19 protein-coding genes are annotated in these 14,550 nt (G+C 65.4%); 8 read left to right on the forward strand and 11 right to left on the reverse strand.

The features are described 5' to 3' along the window. Positions 1 to 79: 79 nt before the first annotated feature. Complete coding sequence (gene pmbA / locus Q0894_RS00380) at positions 80 to 1,420, forward strand: metalloprotease PmbA (protein ID WP_299230462.1); 1,341 nt, start codon at positions 80 to 82, stop codon at positions 1,418 to 1,420. Between the two features lie 17 nt (positions 1,421 to 1,437). Here pmbA and Q0894_RS00385 read toward each other — a convergent pair whose 3' ends face one another. The 11 genes from Q0894_RS00385 to Q0894_RS00435 all read right to left on the reverse strand — a co-directional run bounded on the left by Q0894_RS00385 (position 1,438) and on the right by Q0894_RS00435 (position 9,579). Further along, positions 1,438 to 1,707: an HPr family phosphocarrier protein gene (locus tag Q0894_RS00385; protein ID WP_299230463.1), complete on the reverse strand. Its 270-nt coding sequence runs from the start codon at positions 1,705 to 1,707 to the stop codon at positions 1,438 to 1,440. A 2-nt stretch (positions 1,708 to 1,709) separates the two neighbouring features. After that, the gene (gene rapZ, locus Q0894_RS00390; RefSeq protein WP_299230465.1) at positions 1,710 to 2,615 is read right to left on the reverse strand and encodes an RNase adapter RapZ; all 906 of its coding nucleotides are present in this window, start codon (positions 2,613 to 2,615) and stop codon (positions 1,710 to 1,712) included. A 43-nt stretch (positions 2,616 to 2,658) separates the two neighbouring features. Beyond that, positions 2,659 to 3,126 (reverse strand): PTS IIA-like nitrogen regulatory protein PtsN, encoded by a 468-nt coding sequence (gene ptsN / locus Q0894_RS00395; protein ID WP_132042301.1) that lies wholly within the window; start codon positions 3,124 to 3,126, stop codon positions 2,659 to 2,661. 7 nt (positions 3,127 to 3,133) lie between these two features. Next, positions 3,134 to 3,442, reverse strand: coding sequence for a ribosome-associated translation inhibitor RaiA (gene raiA / locus Q0894_RS00400; protein WP_299230468.1), 309 nt, complete (start codon positions 3,440 to 3,442; stop codon positions 3,134 to 3,136). A gap of 146 nt (positions 3,443 to 3,588) precedes the next feature. Continuing rightward, complete coding sequence (locus tag Q0894_RS00405) at positions 3,589 to 4,995, reverse strand: RNA polymerase factor sigma-54 (RefSeq protein ID WP_299230470.1); 1,407 nt, start codon at positions 4,993 to 4,995, stop codon at positions 3,589 to 3,591. 173 nt (positions 4,996 to 5,168) lie between these two features. Further along, positions 5,169 to 5,894, reverse strand: coding sequence for an LPS export ABC transporter ATP-binding protein (lptB, locus tag Q0894_RS00410; protein ID WP_299230473.1), 726 nt, complete (start codon positions 5,892 to 5,894; stop codon positions 5,169 to 5,171). Continuing rightward, positions 5,891 to 6,436, reverse strand: a complete 546-nt coding sequence (gene lptA / locus Q0894_RS00415; RefSeq protein ID WP_299230475.1) for a lipopolysaccharide transport periplasmic protein LptA — start codon at positions 6,434 to 6,436, stop codon at positions 5,891 to 5,893. The genes lptB and lptA overlap by 4 nt, the downstream gene beginning before the upstream one ends. Next, positions 6,433 to 7,017: an LPS export ABC transporter periplasmic protein LptC gene (gene lptC, locus Q0894_RS00420; protein WP_299230477.1), complete on the reverse strand. Its 585-nt coding sequence runs from the start codon at positions 7,015 to 7,017 to the stop codon at positions 6,433 to 6,435. The genes lptA and lptC overlap by 4 nt, the downstream gene beginning before the upstream one ends. Before the next feature lie 4 nt (positions 7,018 to 7,021). Then, positions 7,022 to 7,579, reverse strand: coding sequence for an HAD hydrolase family protein (locus Q0894_RS00425; RefSeq protein ID WP_299230479.1), 558 nt, complete (start codon positions 7,577 to 7,579; stop codon positions 7,022 to 7,024). Between the two features lie 21 nt (positions 7,580 to 7,600). Beyond that, a complete protein-coding gene (locus Q0894_RS00430; protein WP_299230481.1) occupies positions 7,601 to 8,590 on the reverse strand; it encodes a KpsF/GutQ family sugar-phosphate isomerase in 990 nt (329 codons plus the stop codon). 32 nt (positions 8,591 to 8,622) lie between these two features. Then, positions 8,623 to 9,579 carry a calcium/sodium antiporter gene (locus tag Q0894_RS00435; protein ID WP_299230483.1) on the reverse strand — a complete coding sequence of 319 codons (957 nt, stop codon included), beginning with the start codon at positions 9,577 to 9,579 and terminating at the stop codon, positions 8,623 to 8,625. A gap of 148 nt (positions 9,580 to 9,727) precedes the next feature. On the opposite strand from Q0894_RS00435, the gene Q0894_RS00440 reads away from it, so the two are divergent. The 7 genes from Q0894_RS00440 to murA all read left to right on the forward strand — a co-directional run bounded on the left by Q0894_RS00440 (position 9,728) and on the right by murA (position 14,541). Further along, a complete protein-coding gene (locus Q0894_RS00440; RefSeq protein WP_299230485.1) occupies positions 9,728 to 10,540 on the forward strand; it encodes an ATP-binding cassette domain-containing protein in 813 nt (270 codons plus the stop codon). Beyond that, positions 10,537 to 11,319: a lipid asymmetry maintenance ABC transporter permease subunit MlaE gene (gene mlaE, locus Q0894_RS00445; RefSeq protein ID WP_299230487.1), complete on the forward strand. Its 783-nt coding sequence runs from the start codon at positions 10,537 to 10,539 to the stop codon at positions 11,317 to 11,319. The genes Q0894_RS00440 and mlaE overlap by 4 nt, the downstream gene beginning before the upstream one ends. Positions 11,320 to 11,354: 35 nt before the next feature. Continuing rightward, a complete protein-coding gene (gene mlaD / locus Q0894_RS00450) occupies positions 11,355 to 11,819 on the forward strand; it encodes an outer membrane lipid asymmetry maintenance protein MlaD (RefSeq protein WP_299230489.1) in 465 nt (154 codons plus the stop codon). A 62-nt stretch (positions 11,820 to 11,881) separates the two neighbouring features. Continuing rightward, the gene (locus tag Q0894_RS00455; protein ID WP_299230491.1) at positions 11,882 to 12,529 is read left to right on the forward strand and encodes an ABC transporter substrate-binding protein; all 648 of its coding nucleotides are present in this window, start codon (positions 11,882 to 11,884) and stop codon (positions 12,527 to 12,529) included. After that, a complete protein-coding gene (locus tag Q0894_RS00460) occupies positions 12,526 to 12,861 on the forward strand; it encodes an STAS domain-containing protein (RefSeq protein ID WP_299230493.1) in 336 nt (111 codons plus the stop codon). Before Q0894_RS00455 ends, Q0894_RS00460 begins: the two co-directional genes overlap by 4 nt. 149 nt (positions 12,862 to 13,010) lie before the next feature. Continuing rightward, a complete protein-coding gene (locus Q0894_RS00465) occupies positions 13,011 to 13,265 on the forward strand; it encodes a BolA family protein (protein WP_195689429.1) in 255 nt (84 codons plus the stop codon). Positions 13,266 to 13,278: 13 nt separating this feature from the next. Next, on the forward strand, positions 13,279 to 14,541 hold the full coding sequence (gene murA / locus Q0894_RS00470) for a UDP-N-acetylglucosamine 1-carboxyvinyltransferase (protein WP_299230497.1): 1,263 nt from the start codon (positions 13,279 to 13,281) through the stop codon (positions 14,539 to 14,541). Positions 14,542 to 14,550 lie beyond the last annotated feature (9 nt).

Here is a 14,550-nt window from a genome sequence, read left to right on the forward strand (position 1 = left end):
CAGTATACCAGTCCGTTTCACCGGGCTGAGAATGAACATCACAGGCGTGGCTCACAGCCCCGCCGAAGGAGGATTAGAGATGACACAGGCTTTCGATGCCGCCGCACAGCAGACCCTTCTGGAGAGCCGTTCCCGACAGGCCGTGGAACTGGCCCGGAAGCTGGGGGCCGACGCCTGCGAAGTGGGCGCCAGCGTCGACCAGGGCGTCGGCGTCAGCGTTCGCGAAGGGGAGGTGGAAACCGTCGAGCTCTCGCGCGATCAGGGCATTGCGGTGACGGTCTATCTCGGCCAGCGCAAGGGCAGTGCCTCCTCCACCGATGCCGGCGAAGCCTCCATCCGTGCCGTGGTCGAGAAGGCCATCGCCATTGCTCGCTATACCGGCGAGGATCCCGCCGCCGGCCTGGCCGACGCCGCGCTGATGGCCACTCATCTGCCGGACCTCGATGTGCACCACCCCTGGGCCTTGACCACCGAAGAGGCAGTCGAGCTGGCGCTGGCCTGCGAGGCCGCCGGCCGCGGCAAGGCCGGGATCAAGAGCTCCGACGGCGCCTCGCTCTCCAGCGGCGAGGGGGTGAGGGTCTATGCCAACAGCCATGGCTTCCTGGGCAGCCAGCGTGGCAGTCGCCACTCGCTCTCCTGCATGCTGATCGCCGAAGACGATGCCGGCATGCAGCGTGACTATGACTTCACCAGCGCCCGGGACCCGCGCGATCTGCTGGCACCTGAACGGGTCGGCGAGAGTGCCGCCGAGCACACACTGCGCCGCCTGGGGGCAAGGCGTCCGGCTACCGGGCGGATGCCGGTACTCTTCGACCCGAACCTGGCCGGCGGGCTGGTCGGCTCGTTGATGAGTGCCATCGCCGGTGGCGCGCTGTTCCGCCAGGCAACCTTCCTCTGCGACCGTCTCGGCGATGCACTCTTCCCAGAGTGGTTCAGCCTGCAGGAGAAGCCCATGGAAACCGGTGCCATGGCCAGTTCGCCCTTCGACAACGATGGCGTTCAGACTCGTGACAACCTCTTTATCGACAAGGGGCGACTGGCCAGCTACATGCTCTCGGCCTACAGTGCGCGCCGCCTCGGCATGCAGACCACCGCCAATGCCGGCGGGGCTCGCAACCTGCGGATCACGGCGCCGCTGGCATCACGCGATGAGCTGCTTGCCCGCATGGGCAGGGGGGTGCTGGTCACCGAGCTGATGGGGCAGGGGGTCAATGGCGTCACCGGGGACTACTCGAGGGGGGCGGCCGGCTTCTGGGTGGAGAACGGCAAGATTCAGTACCCGGTGGAGGAGTTCACCATTGCGGGAAACCTGCAAACGATGTTCAGGGGGCTGGCTGGCGTGGGCAGCGATATCGATACCCGCGGCAGCATCCATACCGGCAGCTGGCTGATCGACGAGATGACGGTGGCCGGCGGCTGAGGCGGGCTTACGGCTTTTTACTCATCCTCGTCGAAGCGGGCGTCGAACAGGGCCTCGATGGCGTCGAGGGCCTGTTCGGCGTCCCTGCCTTCGGCACTTACGGTGAGCTCGGTGCCGCAGGGCGCGGCCAGCATCAGCAGCGACATGATGTTGTTGGCTTCCCCTCGCATCGGGCCGTTGGCCACCTGAATGTGGGCAGTAAAGGGCTGGCAGCACTGGACCAGCTTGGTGGCGGCGCGGGCATGAAGCCCACGCTTGTTGGTAAGGGTCAACCTGCGTTGCGGCACGCTCAACTTCCTTGATGAGGTGGGGTCTCGGGGCCGGGCAAGGTGTCCTGAGTGCCCAGTTCGCGATGGCGCAAGCGTACCCGCGTCTGCTGCTGGGCAAGCTGCCTGGCCAGGCGCTCGGCGAGATAGACCGAGCGGTGCTGCCCCCCCGTGCAGCCGATGGCCACGGTGAGATAGCTGCGATGGCTGGCCGCGTATCTGGGCAGCCAACGTGTCAGCCAGTCGTGGATATCGGTGAGCATCTCCTGCACCACCGGGTAATCCTCGAGAAAGGCGACGATCTCGGCATCCTGGCCGTTGTAGGGCCTGAGGCGTGGGTCCCAGTAGGGGTTGGGAAGGCATCGCGCATCGAACACCAGGTCGGCGTCCAGGGGGACGCCGCGCTTGAAGCCGAAGGACTCCACCGTCAGGGTCAGTTGCTCGGGGCGATGATGGGCTACCTGGTCGGCGATACGGGCGCGTAACTCATGGACCGTCAGTCGTGAGGTGTCGATCACCAGATCGGCCAGGTCGCGAATCCCGGAGAGTGCCTGCTCCTCGGAGTCGATCGCCTCGGCGAGCGTCATCTCGCTCTCGCGGGTCAGCGGGTGTCGCCGCCGGGTGGCGGAGTAGCGCTCGATCAGGATGCGTGCGTCGGTGTTCAGGTAGATGACCTGGCAGTCGATACCGCGTTCACGCACCTCCTCCAGGAGGCTGGGGAAGCGCTCCAGGGCCTGGGGGAGGTTACGGGCATCGATGCTGACGGCGATCGAGGTGCGCTGGGACTCGGGGTTGCTCAGTTCGTCAACCAGCGAACCCAGCAGCATGGCCGGCAGGTTGTCGATGGCGTAGTAGCTGAGATCCTCCAGCGCCTGCAGGGCGATTGATTTGCCCGAGCCGGAGCGGCCGCTGATGATCACGAGTCGCATGGAGGTCTCCTGGTCGTTCTGGCCGAGGGGTGCTCGTTACCGCTCAACCCTGTCGTCGAATGGCCTCGATAAGGCTGTCGTGGAGGTCGCGCTGACTCGAGCTGCGGCGCAGGCGCGTGCGGGTATCGACGTCGTTCATGATGCCGGCCAGCTGGGCCAGCAGGGTCAGGTGGGCCGCATCGGCCTCTTCGGGAACCAGCAGCACGAACACCAGATCGACGGGCTCTCCATCGATGGCGTCGAAATCCACCGGTTCCGTCAGCTTGAGGAAGCCGGCGATAGGCGCCTTGCAGTGGGGGCTACGGGCGTGAGGAATGGCCACGCCGTTACCGATGCCGGTACTGCCGAGGCGCTCGCGGGCAATCAGCCTCGCGAAGACCTCCTGGCTGTCGAGGCTGGGCGTGTTCTGCGCAATGAAGGTGCTGAAGAACTCCAGCACCCGTTTCTTGCTGCCCCCGGGCACATCGAAGAGGGTGCGCTCCGGGGGGAGAATGGTTTCGAGTGAGGACATCGTGGGTTCAGCGGGCGCCGGCGCCCTGGGCGCGAGCCTGGGCCTTTTCCTTGTGCTTGACCAGCTGGCGGTCCAGCTTGTCGGCGAGGGCATCGATGGCAGCGTACATGTCGACATCCTGGGCTTCTGCATGCAGCTCGGCACCGGCAACGTGCATGATGCAGGCGGCCGATTGACGCTCCTTCTCGACAGACAGGGTCACCTGCACGTTGGTGATGTTGTCATAGTGGCGCTCCACGCGAGTCAGCTTCTCGTTGACATAGTCACGCAGGGCATCGGTCAGTTCCACATGAAGGCCGGTGATATTCACTTGCATGACACGCTCCTTGCTCGATGGTTGTGATTCGATTGTAACCCTTTTTCCTGCCTTGCATACCCCCCGGCGGATCCGGGGCGGATTCCCGCCATGTTCAAGGGGTTGAGCCGGTCGAGCAGGGGGGCAAAGTTGCCTGCCGATCGCCCTCAGCGCAGGCGCTTGCGCTCGCTGGAGGAGGGGATGCCCATGGCTTCACGGTACTTGGCGATCGTCCGTCTGGCGACCCGGATGCCGGCCTCGTCGAGCAGGGTGACCAGCCGGCTATCGGATAGCGGCTTGCGCGGCGGCTCCTCCTGAATCAGCTTGCGGATGCGTGCACGAATGGCGGTGCTTGAGTGGGTGTCGCCCTCGTTGCCGACCTGGCTGGAGAAGAAGAACTTGAGCTCGAAGACCCCGCGGGGGGTATGGATGAACTTCTGGGTGGTGACCCGTGAGATGGTGGATTCATGCATCTCCACCGTCTGGGCGATATCGGCCAGAGTGAGTGGCTTCATGGCCTCTTCACCCTGTTCCAGAAAGTCGAACTGGCGCGCCATGATCTCGCGACCGACTCGCAGCAGGGTATCGTTGCGGCTGGTCAGGCTCTTTATCAGCCAGCGCGCCTCCTGGAGGTGCTCCTTGAGGAAGGTGTTGTCGTCACTCTTGTCGGCACGGCGGATCAGTGCCGCGTAATCGGGCTGGATGCGCAGTCGTGGGATCGCCTCGGGGTTGAGTTCGACGTGCCAGCCACGTTGGTCGTGAAAGGCAACGAGGTCGGGAATCACGTAGTCGTCGGTGACGCTTGAGAAGGCGCTGCCAGGGCGAGGATCCAGGCTGCGTACCAGGGCGATGGAGGCGTCGAGCGCCGTGTCGTCCAGCCCCAGGCGCCGCTTGAGCAGGCGACGGTCATCGTTGCCGAGGGCCTCCAGGAACTGGCGGACCAGGCGTCGTGCCTGGGGCAGGTGCGGCGTATCGTCGGGGAGGGCGGCGAGCTGAAGCTGCAAACATTCACTCAAGTCGCGGGCGAAGATCCCCGTGGGTTCGAACTGCTGCAGATGGCGCAGGACTCGCTCCATCTCCTGGCTGCGCAAGTCGGACAGCCCCTGCTGTTGCAGGCCGTCTCGAATCTCGTCGAGGGGAGCCGTGAGATAGCCGGCATCGTTGACGGCGTCGATAAGGCTCTCGGCGATCTGGCGCTCCCGTGGGTCGAGGTCGCTCATCGCCAGCTGCCAGGAGAGATGACCGTGCAGACTCTGGCCTTCCGCCTGGCGCTCGAAATCGGGTCCCTCTCCGCCGCTGGGCGCCGCAAGGTCCTGGTAGGTATCCGACCAGTCGCTGTCGGTGGCGAGCTGCTCGGGAATCTCGCTTGCCCAGTCGTCCTGCACAGGCTCCTGCGTGGCTTGCTCACCGAAGTCATCGTCAAGCTCCAGCAGCGGGTTGCTCTCCACCGCCTGCTGGACCTCCTGGCGCAGGTCGAGAGTGGAGAGCTGCAGCAGGGCGATGGCCTGCTGCAGCTGGGGAGTCATGGTTAGCTGGGTGCCGACCCGTAATTGCAGAGATGCCTTCATGGCCATGGCAGGCGTCCTCCTGGCATGTCGGAAAGCCTTACCCTAGTGCCTGGCAGGGCATCGTGCAATACGACCTTAAGCAATAATCATGCCACTGGAGTCATGCTGCTGGGTGGGCGCTATCGAGCCGACCTGTCGCCGGCAGTGCTGTCGCCATCACCAGGCGCGAGGGACTCTTGTCAGAGGCGGAAGTCGGCACCGAGATAGACCTCACGTACCTTCTGGTTGGCAAGGATCGACTCGGCATCGCCCTCGGCGATGATCTGACCGTTGCCGACGATGTAGGCGGTATCACAGATGTCGAGGGTCTCGCGGACATTGTGATCGGTGATCAGAACGCCGATGTCGCGAGCCTTCAGCTGACGAATGACACCCTTGATCTCGCCCACCGAGATGGGGTCGACGCCGGCGAAGGGCTCGTCGAGAAGAATGAAGGCGGGCTCGGTCGCCAGGGCCCTGGCGATCTCCACCCGGCGACGTTCGCCGCCGGACAGGCTCATGCCCAGGTTGTCGCGAATATGGGTGACATGGAACTCCTCGAGCAGCTGCTCCAGGCGCGCTCGACGTCCGTCGCGGTCGAGGTCGCGGCGGGTCTCGAGGATCGCCATGATGTTGTCGGCCACCGACAGCTTGCGGAAAATCGAGGCCTCCTGCGGCAGGTAGCCAATGCCGGCCCGGGCCCTCTCGTGCATGGCGGCGTGGGAGAGGTCCAGCTCGTCGATGGTCACCGTGCCCGCGTCGGCGCGCACCAGCCCCACGATCATGTAGAAGGAGGTGGTCTTGCCGGCGCCGTTGGGGCCGAGGAGCCCGACGATGCTGCCTTGCCGGATCGACAGGCCGATATCCTGCACCACACGGCGGCGCTTGTAGCTCTTGGCGAGATGGCGGGCGTGAAGGGTCTTCATGGTTCCCCTTGCTGCTGTTCCGGCTGGAGGGTCATGCGAATACGCTGGCTGCCTTCGACCCCCTCGGCATCGGCGCGGGCCTGCACGACCCGGCGATCGAGGAAGTACTCCAGATAACCGCCCTCGAAGGTGTCGCCCCCCTGGTGGAGCTCGGCGCGGTCGATCAGCTCAACACGACGCTCGGCCACATGATAAACAATGGTGCGCCCCCACCCCTTGATGACGGGTTCGGCGGGGTTCGGCTGCTGCTCGAGATAGGCTCGGTCGCCGATGGCGGTGGCTCGGGAGAGTTCGCCTGCCGCGTTACGGCGGATCTCCACGCGGCTCCCGGTCAGGCGCATGCTGCCCTGGCGAATATCCACGTTGCCGGTATACACGGCGGTGCCGGCGCGGTCGTCAAGATCGAGACGGTCTGCCTCCACCAGAATGGGCGCACTGGCATCCTGATTTTGAGCCTGGCTCTGTGCCAGGCTGGCAGGGGCGAGAGGCAGCAGCGTCAGCAACAGGGCACCGGTCAGCAGTGAGGATAGGGGGCGCTTCATGACGAGGACTCCTCGAAGGTCTCGGGCGGGTGGTGGCCGCGCACATTGTCGGTCAGGCGTGCCCGGTTGTCATGGACCCAGGCATCGAAGCGCTCGCCACGCACATGCTGCGGAGGCTGGCGCAGGATGGCAGGGGTGGTGCTCCAGGCATGACCGGTGTCGGCATCATAATGCAGGGTGTCGGTCGCCAGTGACCACTGCTCGGCGGGGGCGTGTAGCCTGGCCTCGCCCTCGAGTCGCAGCGGATTGCCTCCGGGCCCCAGCCGGCCGCTGTCGGCTTCGGCAAGCCAGAGCCGGCCGCCACGGTCGTGGAGCTTGATATGTGGTGTCTCAAGACGCGTCACATCATCCTTGGGGGTGTGGACCAGGCGGGGGGTCGTCACCTGCTGGTGCAGGCGCCCCTCGGCGTCGAAGCGGGTCAGGTGCGCATTCTCGAGATAGAAGTCGGGCTCCCCGGCGGCATCGCGTGGTATCTGCTGGATGGTGTCTGGGCCACGTAGATCGAGCAGCGCCAGCCCGCCTCCCAGTGCCAGCAGCAACAGGGTCAGTCCGGTGCGAAAGCCGGGGCGCGGCAGGCGCATGATCCTAGCCGGCTCCATGCAGGTAAGTGTCAATGACCGCATCCCAGTGCCCCTGGGCGCGCAGCAGGGTATCGGCGATCTCGCGGGCCGCCCCTTGGCCACCACCGCGCTCGGTGACCCAGTCTGCATGCTTCTGGATATAGGTCGGTGCATTGGGCACGCTGATGCCGATGCCGGCACGACGAATGGCGCCGACATCGGGCATGTCGTCACCGCAGTAGGCCACCTGCTCGAGCTCCAGCCCCAGGCGCTTGGTGAGTTCCCGCAGGACCGGAAGCTTCTTCTCGACGCCCTGGAAGACATGCTGGATACCCAGTGCCGCGGCGCGGTGACTGACCATGCTCGATTCGCGACCGGTGATCAGCGCCACCTGGAAGCCGGCACGCTTGAGCAGCTTCAGGCCGTGGCCATCCTGTACATTGAACGCCTTGATCTCGATGCCATCGGCCTGAAAGTAGAGCTGCCCGTCGGTGAGCACGCCATCGACGTCCAGCGCAAGCAGGCGAATCTGGCGCAGACGGGCGGTGAGCTGCGGGTCCTGAAGGGGGGAGGTATGGGGCATGAGGGCTCCGTATTGTTGGGGTCAGATCACGCCGCTGGCCAGCAGGTCGTGCATATGCAGGGCGCCAACCGGGCGCCCCTCGTCATCGACCACGGCCAGGGCGGAGATGCGGTGGTCTTCCATCAGGCTGACTGCCTCGGCGGCCAGGGTCTCCGGCGTGGTTCGCTTGCCGGGGCAGGTCATCACGTCATCGACGCTCAGGCCGCTGAGGTCGCTGTGCAGGTCCAGGGTCCGCCGCAGGTCGCCGTCGGTGTAGACCCCGGCGAGACGGCCATCGGGTGCCACCACGCAGGTGAAGCCCAGTCCCTGGCGGGTAATCTCCAGCAGGGCGTCGCGCAGCGGGCTCCCCAGGGGGACCCGCGGCAACCGACTACCACTGTGCATCAGGTCGCTGACGCGCAGCAGCAGTCGCTTGCCGAGGCTGCCACCGGGGTGTGAGAGGGCGAAGTCCTCCGCGGTAAAGCCGCGAGACTCGAGCAGTGCCACGGCCAGGGCATCCCCCATGGCCAGGGCGGCCGTAGTGGAGGCGGTGGGCGCAAGATCGAGGGGGCAGGCCTCGCGCTCGACACCGGTGTCGAGGTGGGCGTCGGCGTGGCGGCCAAGGCTCGACGTGGGCCGCCCGGTCATGCTGATCAGCGGTACCTTCATGCGCTTGAGGAGCGGCAGCAGAGCGGTCACTTCGGCGGTCTCGCCGGAGTTCGAGAGGGCCAGCACCACGTCGCCGGGTGTGATCATCCCCAGATCGCCGTGACTGGCCTCCCCGGGGTGGACGAAGAAGGCCGGCGTGCCGGTGCTGGCAAGCGTGGCGGCGATCTTGCCGGCGATATGACCGGACTTGCCCATGCCGGTGACCACCACGCGCCCGCGGCATGCCAGGATCAGCTCACAGGCGTGGTCGAAGGCCTCGTCGAGGCGTGCCGCCAGGGCGTCGATGGCTTGCTGCTCGAGGCGCAGGGTGCGTCGGGCGCTGTCGCGAAGGGCCGATCCGGCCCCAGGGGTTTCGGATGTCATGATGCCGATTGTTGCCTGTTGTGAGGGTTCACTCAAGAGCCGACGCCCAGACTGGCCGTGCCGAGCCAGATCAGGTAGCCGGCATAGGTCGCGGCCAGCGCCGCGCCGGGGAGCCGGCCGAGGTGGTTGCGGCGTTGCCAGAGCAGCAGTGCGCCCAGCGCCAGGGTCAGCACCAACAGCACGGGGTAGTCGCGCTCTCCGGCGGCGGGATCGGCGGCGCCGGGCGCCAGCAGACCCGGGATCGGCAGTACCGCCAGCAGGTTGAAGAGATTGGAGCCGATCACATTGCCGATGGCGAGATCATGGTGACGCTTGAGTGCGCTGGCGACACAGGCGGCAAGCTCGGGCAGGCTGGTGCCAATGGCGACGATGGTCAGGCCGATGACCAGCTCGCTGATCCCCAGGTCGCGGGCGATTTCGCTGGCCCCCCATACCAGCCCGCGTGAGCCGGCTATCATCACGGCAAGCGTTCCCACCAGCCATAGCAGGGCGCGAATCAGCGGCATATCGGGGATCTCGCCCGCCACTTCCTCCTCGGCATCCGGCGTATCGGCTCGAAACAGCCACCACAGGCTGAACAGCAGCAGGGCAATCAGCAGTGTCGCATCCAGGCGGCCGAGGTGGCCGTTGGCCAGGGCGTAGCCGGCCAGGCCGGTGGCGCCAAGCAGCAGGGGGAGTTCGCGTCGCACCACGGAGAAGCGCACCGGGATCGGCACGACCAGGGCGGTGACCCCCAGCACCAGGCCGATATTGGCAATGTTGGAGCCCAGGGCGTTGCCGGTGGCCAGGTCGGGAATGCCGTCGAGGGAGGCCATCAGTGACACCACGATCTCCGGTGCCGAGGTGCCCAGGGCAACGATGGTCATGCCCACCAGCATGGTGCTCATGCCCGCGCGGCGGGCGGTGGCAGCGGCCGCGCCCACGAAATGGTCGGCGCTCCACAACAGGGCCACGAGGCCAAGCAATATGGCGATCAGGGGGTACAGCATGACAACTCGGCTCGCTCAGTCGGTAGCGGAAGGTCGTCATTAAACGTGCTGGCCAGGCAGGGTGCAACCCGCCGCAACGCATCGGGCTGGCGTCTGGCAGGATAGTTAGGATACGATGTTCGATAATTTTATCAGGATGGCTTTGCCGATGAGTGACACTCCCTTCGTGGTGGTGGAGGGGCTGCATTTCGCGCGTGGCGACAAGGAGATCTTCCGCGGCGTCGACATGACGATCCAGCGTGGTGGCGTTACCGCCATCATGGGCCCCAGTGGCAGTGGCAAGACCACCCTTCTCAAGCTGATCGGCGGTCAGCTCGTGCCGGATTCGGGGCGGGTGCTGATCGATGGCCAGGATGTCCATCGCCAGTCGCGGCGGGATCTCTTCACCATGCGTCGCCGCATGGGCATGCTGTTTCAGAGCGGTGCGCTGTTTTCCGATCTTAGCGTCTTCGAGAACGTGGCCTTCCCGCTGCGGGTACATACGGATCTGCCCGAGGCGATGGTGCGTGATCTGGTGCTGATGAAGCTCGAGGCAGTGGGGTTGCGGGGCGCTCGAGAGCTGATGCCGGCCGAGCTTTCCGGAGGCATGGCGCGCCGCGTGGCCCTGGCGCGGGCCATTGCTCTGGACCCCGAGCTGATCCTCTATGATGAGCCCTTCGTCGGCCAGGATCCGATCTCCATGGGAGTGTTGGTGCAGCTGATCAAGCGCCTCAATCAGGCGCTGGGGCTGACCTCGGTCGTGGTCTCTCATGATATCAATGAGACGCTGAGTATCGCCGACTATGTCTATGTGGTGGCCGATGGTCGCGTGATGGCTCACGGTACGCCCGAGCACCTCGACGTGGATCGTGATCCGCGTGTTAGCCAGTTCGTGCATGGGGAGCCGGATGGACCTGTGCCCTTCCACTACCCATCGCAGGACTTCGTCAGCGACATGCTTGCCCCGGGGGGCGCCCGATGATCCAACGAATTCGACGCCTGGGGCGCTACGGCTGTGATCTTTTCGAGTCGCTGGGGCGTGCCGGCCTCTTCCTGGGTCAGTCTGCCGTGGGGGTGCCGAGCAGGGAAGGGCTCTATCTCTGGGTGCGCCAGATGCACTTCGTCGGTGTGCTCTCCCTGGCCATCGTCCTCGTCTCGGGGCTTTTCATCGGTATGGTGCTGTCGCTGCAGGGCTATACCATCCTGGTCGACTTTGGCGCCGAGGATGCGTTGGGCCAGATGGTGGCACTCTCGCTGCTGAGGGAGCTGGCTCCGGTCGTGGCGGCCCTGCTGTTCGCCGGTCGGGCCGGGTCGGCACTCACCGCCGAGATCGGCCTGATGAAGGCCACCGAGCAGCTGACCAGCATGGAGATGATCGGTGTCGATCCGCTGCGTCGGGTGGTGGCGCCGCGCCTGTGGGCGGGCTTCGTGGCCCTGCCGCTGCTCACCGTGGGCTTCGGTGTGGTGGGTATCTACGGTGGCTACCTGGTCGGGGTCGACTGGCTGGGGGTCTTCGAGGGTTCCTACTGGTCCAACATGCAGGCCAGCGTCGACTTTATCGATGACGTGGGCAACGGCATCATCAAGAGCCTGGTGTTTGCCGTGGTGGTGACCTGGATCGCCGTGTTCCAGGGCTATGATCTGGTGCCGACGTCGGAAGGCATCTCGAGGGCCACGACACGCACCGTGGTCTACTCCTCGCTGGCCGTGCTCGGCCTTGATTTCGTACTGACCGCCATGATGTTCGGCGGGCTCGCCTGATGACAAGCGTCTGCCCTGTCGTATGGAGATTCTAGATGAAGCGCAGTAAAACCATGGAACTGGGGGTGGGGCTGTTCATGCTTGCCGGTATTCTCGGCGTGCTCTTCCTTGGCCTGCGGGTCAGCGGCCTGGCGATGCAGGCCCCCAGCGATACCTTCCGCCTGGAAGCCAACTTCGCCAATATCGGCGGCCTCAAGACGCGGGCGCGCGTGACCATGGCGGGCGTTACCGTGGGGCGTGTGGCGGCCATCGAGCTCGATACCGACTGGTACGATGCCAGGGTGGTGCTGGAGATCGATGACGAACTGGAAGGTCGCCTCTCGAAGGATACCACCGCGTCTATCCTGACCTCGGGGCTGCTCGGGGAGCAGTACGTGGGCCTTTCCGTGGGGGGGGATCCCGAGACGCTGGCCGACGGCGACACCCTGCGTGATACCCAATCGGCCCTGGTGCTCGAAGAGCTCATCCAGCAGTTTGTGTCAAACATGGTCAGCGACTAGGGTGCCGATCCTCTGGTGCTGACTGGCTCCTCCTTAACGATCCCGATATGGAGACGTTGAACATGATTCGTATCCCTCTGACCCTGGCGGCACTGCTGCTGAGCGTGCTGTTCAGCCTGACGGCCCAGGCGGCCCAGGCGGCCCCCGAGCGGCAGCCCGACGAGGTCATCCGCCACAGTGTCGAGACGTTGACCGGCAAGATCGAGGGCAGGCGTGACCACTTCGCCGAGAACATGGCCGAACTCGAGGCACTGGTCGACGAGAGTCTCGACGAGATCGCCGATTTCCGTTATATCGGCGCCAGCGTGATGGGGCGCTACTTCTCCAATGCCACGCCCCAGCAGCGTTCGCGCTTCGTCGATACCTTTCGCCAGACGCTGATCGATACCTACGCCAAGGGGCTGGTCACCTTCGACTATCGTGAGCTGCGTGTGCTTGCCAGCCAGGGCCCTCGGCGCCATGAGGACCAGGCCAGCGTCGATATGGAAGTGGTGGCCAAGGATGGCACCGTCTATCCGGTCAGCTATTCACTGCGTCTCTCCGGCGATGAGTGGCGGGTGGTCAACGTCATCGTCAATGGCATCAATCTGGGACTGACCTTCCGCAATCAGTTCGATCAGGCGATGCGTGACAACGCGCGCGACTACGATGCTGTCATCGATGGCTGGTCGCCCGATGTCGGCGTCGAGGAGCTGGAGCAGGGCGCGTGAGCAGGTTGCTGGCGCGAAACGGCCTGGACCTCGAGGCCAGAGAGGAGTGTCTGGTGGTCTGCGGGGCGGTGGGCTTCGAGCATGCCGCCGAGCTCGCCGATGCAGGCAGCCGCTGGCTCGCCCGGCGTCAGGCCGGGGAGGTCGTCAGCTTCGATCTGAGCGGTGTCGCCGGCGTCAGCAGTGCGGCGCTCACGGTATTGCTCGAATGGGCGCGTGCGGCACGCCGGGCCGGCCTGACTCTCGAGCGAGTGCGACTCTCCGCGGCGCTGTTGCGGCTCACCGATCTGGCCGGCCTCGAGCGCCTGTTGCCGGTGGAGTCGGTGCGCGGCTAGTCGCGACCCGCAGGGGCGATCGCCAAGTGCGGTGCTTTTCATTACCATGGGGCATCCATAATCCGCCGTCGACGATGAAATGATGTCATCGTGCGAGGTGCCTTTGATCGTTTCCGTACCATATTCAGCATGATAAGGAGTGCCTGACCATGCAACCCAGTGACGTCAAGGAGCTGCTCGAGTCACGTATCGATGACTGCGAGTTCCATATTCAGGGCGAGGGCTGCAACTTTCAGGTGGTGGCCGTGGGCGAACGCTTTGCTGGCCTGTCGCCGGTCAAGCGCCAGCAGCTGATCTATGGCGCTCTCACCGAAGAGATCGCTTCCGGCGCGCTGCATGCCGTGAGCATCAAGACCTATACCCCGGCGCAGTGGCAAGGTGCGCCGGAGAACTCCGGCGCCTGAGAACCCGAGCCCCATGGACAAGTTGATCATTACCGGCAGCGGGCCGGTCGACGGCGAGGTCTGGGCCAGTGGCGCGAAGAACGCCGCCCTGCCCATCCTCTGCGCCACCCTGCTGGCCGACGAGCCGGTGACCATCGGCAATCTACCGCATCTGCAGGACATCACCACCACCCTGGAGCTGCTCGGACACCTGGGTGTGGAAGCGGTGATGGGCGAGAAGATGACCATCCAGCTCGACGGATCCCAGGTGGCGCACTGTGATGCGCCCTATGAGCTGGTCAAGAAGATGCGTGCCTCCATTCTGGTCCTGGGGCCGCTGCTGGCTCACTTTGGCCACGCCGACGTCTCCTTGCCGGGGGGCTGCGCCATCGGCTCGCGCCCGGTAGATCTGCATCTAAGAGGCCTGGAGGCCATGGGGGCGGAGGTCCGCGTCGAGGGCGGCTATATTCGCGCCCGTGTGGAGGGGCGGCTGAAGGGGGCCACGATCTTCTTCGATACCGTCACCGTGACCGGTACCGAAAATCTCCTGATGGCGGCGGCGCTGGCCGAGGGCACCACGGTGCTCGAGAATGCCGCACGGGAGCCTGAGGTCGTCGACCTGGCCGAGCTGTTGATCAAGATGGGCGCCCGCATCCGGGGTCACGGCACCGACACCATCACCATCGAGGGCGTGCCGCGTCTGCATGGTGCCTATCACGATGTGATGCCCGATCGGATCGAGACCGGTACCTTTCTGGTGGCCGCGGCGCTGTCGCGTGGTCGCGTCAAGGTGCGTCGCACCCGTGCCGACATTCTCGAGGCGGTGCTGGCCAAGCTCGAGGAGGCGGGTGCCGAGATCACTACCGGTGATGACTGGATCGCCCTGGACATGCACGGCAAGCGCCCTCGACCGGTCAATATTCGCACCGCGCCGTATCCGGCCTTTCCGACCGACATGCAGGCCCAGTTCGTGGCCATGAACGCGGTGGCCGATGGCAGCTCCCGGGTGGTGGAGACCATCTTCGAGAACCGCTTCATGCATGTTCAGGAGCTCAATCGCATGGGGGCCCGAATCGCGCTGGAGGGCAATACCGCGGTGATCGAGGGGGTCGAGCGGCTCTCCGGTGCCCCGGTAATGGCCACCGACCTGCGTGCCTCGGCGTCGCTGGTGATTGCGGCGATGATGGCCGAGGGGGAGACCCTGGTCGACCGCATCTACCATATCGATCGCGGCTACGAGTGTATCGAGGAGAAGCTGCAACTGCTGGGCGCACGTATCCGACGCGTACCCGGCTAGCCCGTACCC

The organism is uncultured Halomonas sp. (assembly GCF_947501415.1).
In the GTDB taxonomy this organism is placed as follows: Bacteria; Pseudomonadota; Gammaproteobacteria; order Pseudomonadales; family Halomonadaceae; genus Halomonas.

What these genes read in the sequence shown, in the direction of transcription:
- pmbA (WP_299230462.1), top strand. Translation starts at nt 80, where the DNA reads ATGACACAGGCTTTCGATGCCGCCGCACAGCAGACCCTTCTGGAGAGC.
- rapZ (WP_299230465.1), bottom strand. Translation starts at nt 2,615, where the DNA reads ATGCGACTCGTGATCATCAGCGGCCGCTCCGGCTCGGGCAAATCAATC.
- ptsN (WP_132042301.1), bottom strand. Translation starts at nt 3,126, where the DNA reads ATGTCCTCACTCGAAACCATTCTCCCCCCGGAGCGCACCCTCTTCGAT.
- raiA (WP_299230468.1), bottom strand. Translation starts at nt 3,442, where the DNA reads ATGCAAGTGAATATCACCGGCCTTCATGTGGAACTGACCGATGCCCTG.
- Q0894_RS00405 (WP_299230470.1), bottom strand. Translation starts at nt 4,995, where the DNA reads ATGGCCATGAAGGCATCTCTGCAATTACGGGTCGGCACCCAGCTAACC.
- lptB (WP_299230473.1), bottom strand. Translation starts at nt 5,894, where the DNA reads ATGAAGACCCTTCACGCCCGCCATCTCGCCAAGAGCTACAAGCGCCGC.
- lptA (WP_299230475.1), bottom strand. Translation starts at nt 6,436, where the DNA reads ATGAAGCGCCCCCTATCCTCACTGCTGACCGGTGCCCTGTTGCTGACG.
- lptC (WP_299230477.1), bottom strand. Translation starts at nt 7,017, where the DNA reads ATGCGCCTGCCGCGCCCCGGCTTTCGCACCGGACTGACCCTGTTGCTG.
- Q0894_RS00425 (WP_299230479.1), bottom strand. Translation starts at nt 7,579, where the DNA reads ATGCCCCATACCTCCCCCCTTCAGGACCCGCAGCTCACCGCCCGTCTG.
- Q0894_RS00430 (WP_299230481.1), bottom strand. Translation starts at nt 8,590, where the DNA reads ATGACATCCGAAACCCCTGGGGCCGGATCGGCCCTTCGCGACAGCGCC.
- Q0894_RS00435 (WP_299230483.1), bottom strand. Translation starts at nt 9,579, where the DNA reads ATGCTGTACCCCCTGATCGCCATATTGCTTGGCCTCGTGGCCCTGTTG.
- Q0894_RS00440 (WP_299230485.1), top strand. Translation starts at nt 9,728, where the DNA reads ATGAGTGACACTCCCTTCGTGGTGGTGGAGGGGCTGCATTTCGCGCGT.
- mlaE (WP_299230487.1), top strand. Translation starts at nt 10,537, where the DNA reads ATGATCCAACGAATTCGACGCCTGGGGCGCTACGGCTGTGATCTTTTC.
- mlaD (WP_299230489.1), top strand. Translation starts at nt 11,355, where the DNA reads ATGAAGCGCAGTAAAACCATGGAACTGGGGGTGGGGCTGTTCATGCTT.
- Q0894_RS00455 (WP_299230491.1), top strand. Translation starts at nt 11,882, where the DNA reads ATGATTCGTATCCCTCTGACCCTGGCGGCACTGCTGCTGAGCGTGCTG.
- Q0894_RS00465 (WP_195689429.1), top strand. Translation starts at nt 13,011, where the DNA reads ATGCAACCCAGTGACGTCAAGGAGCTGCTCGAGTCACGTATCGATGAC.
- murA (WP_299230497.1), top strand. Translation starts at nt 13,279, where the DNA reads ATGGACAAGTTGATCATTACCGGCAGCGGGCCGGTCGACGGCGAGGTC.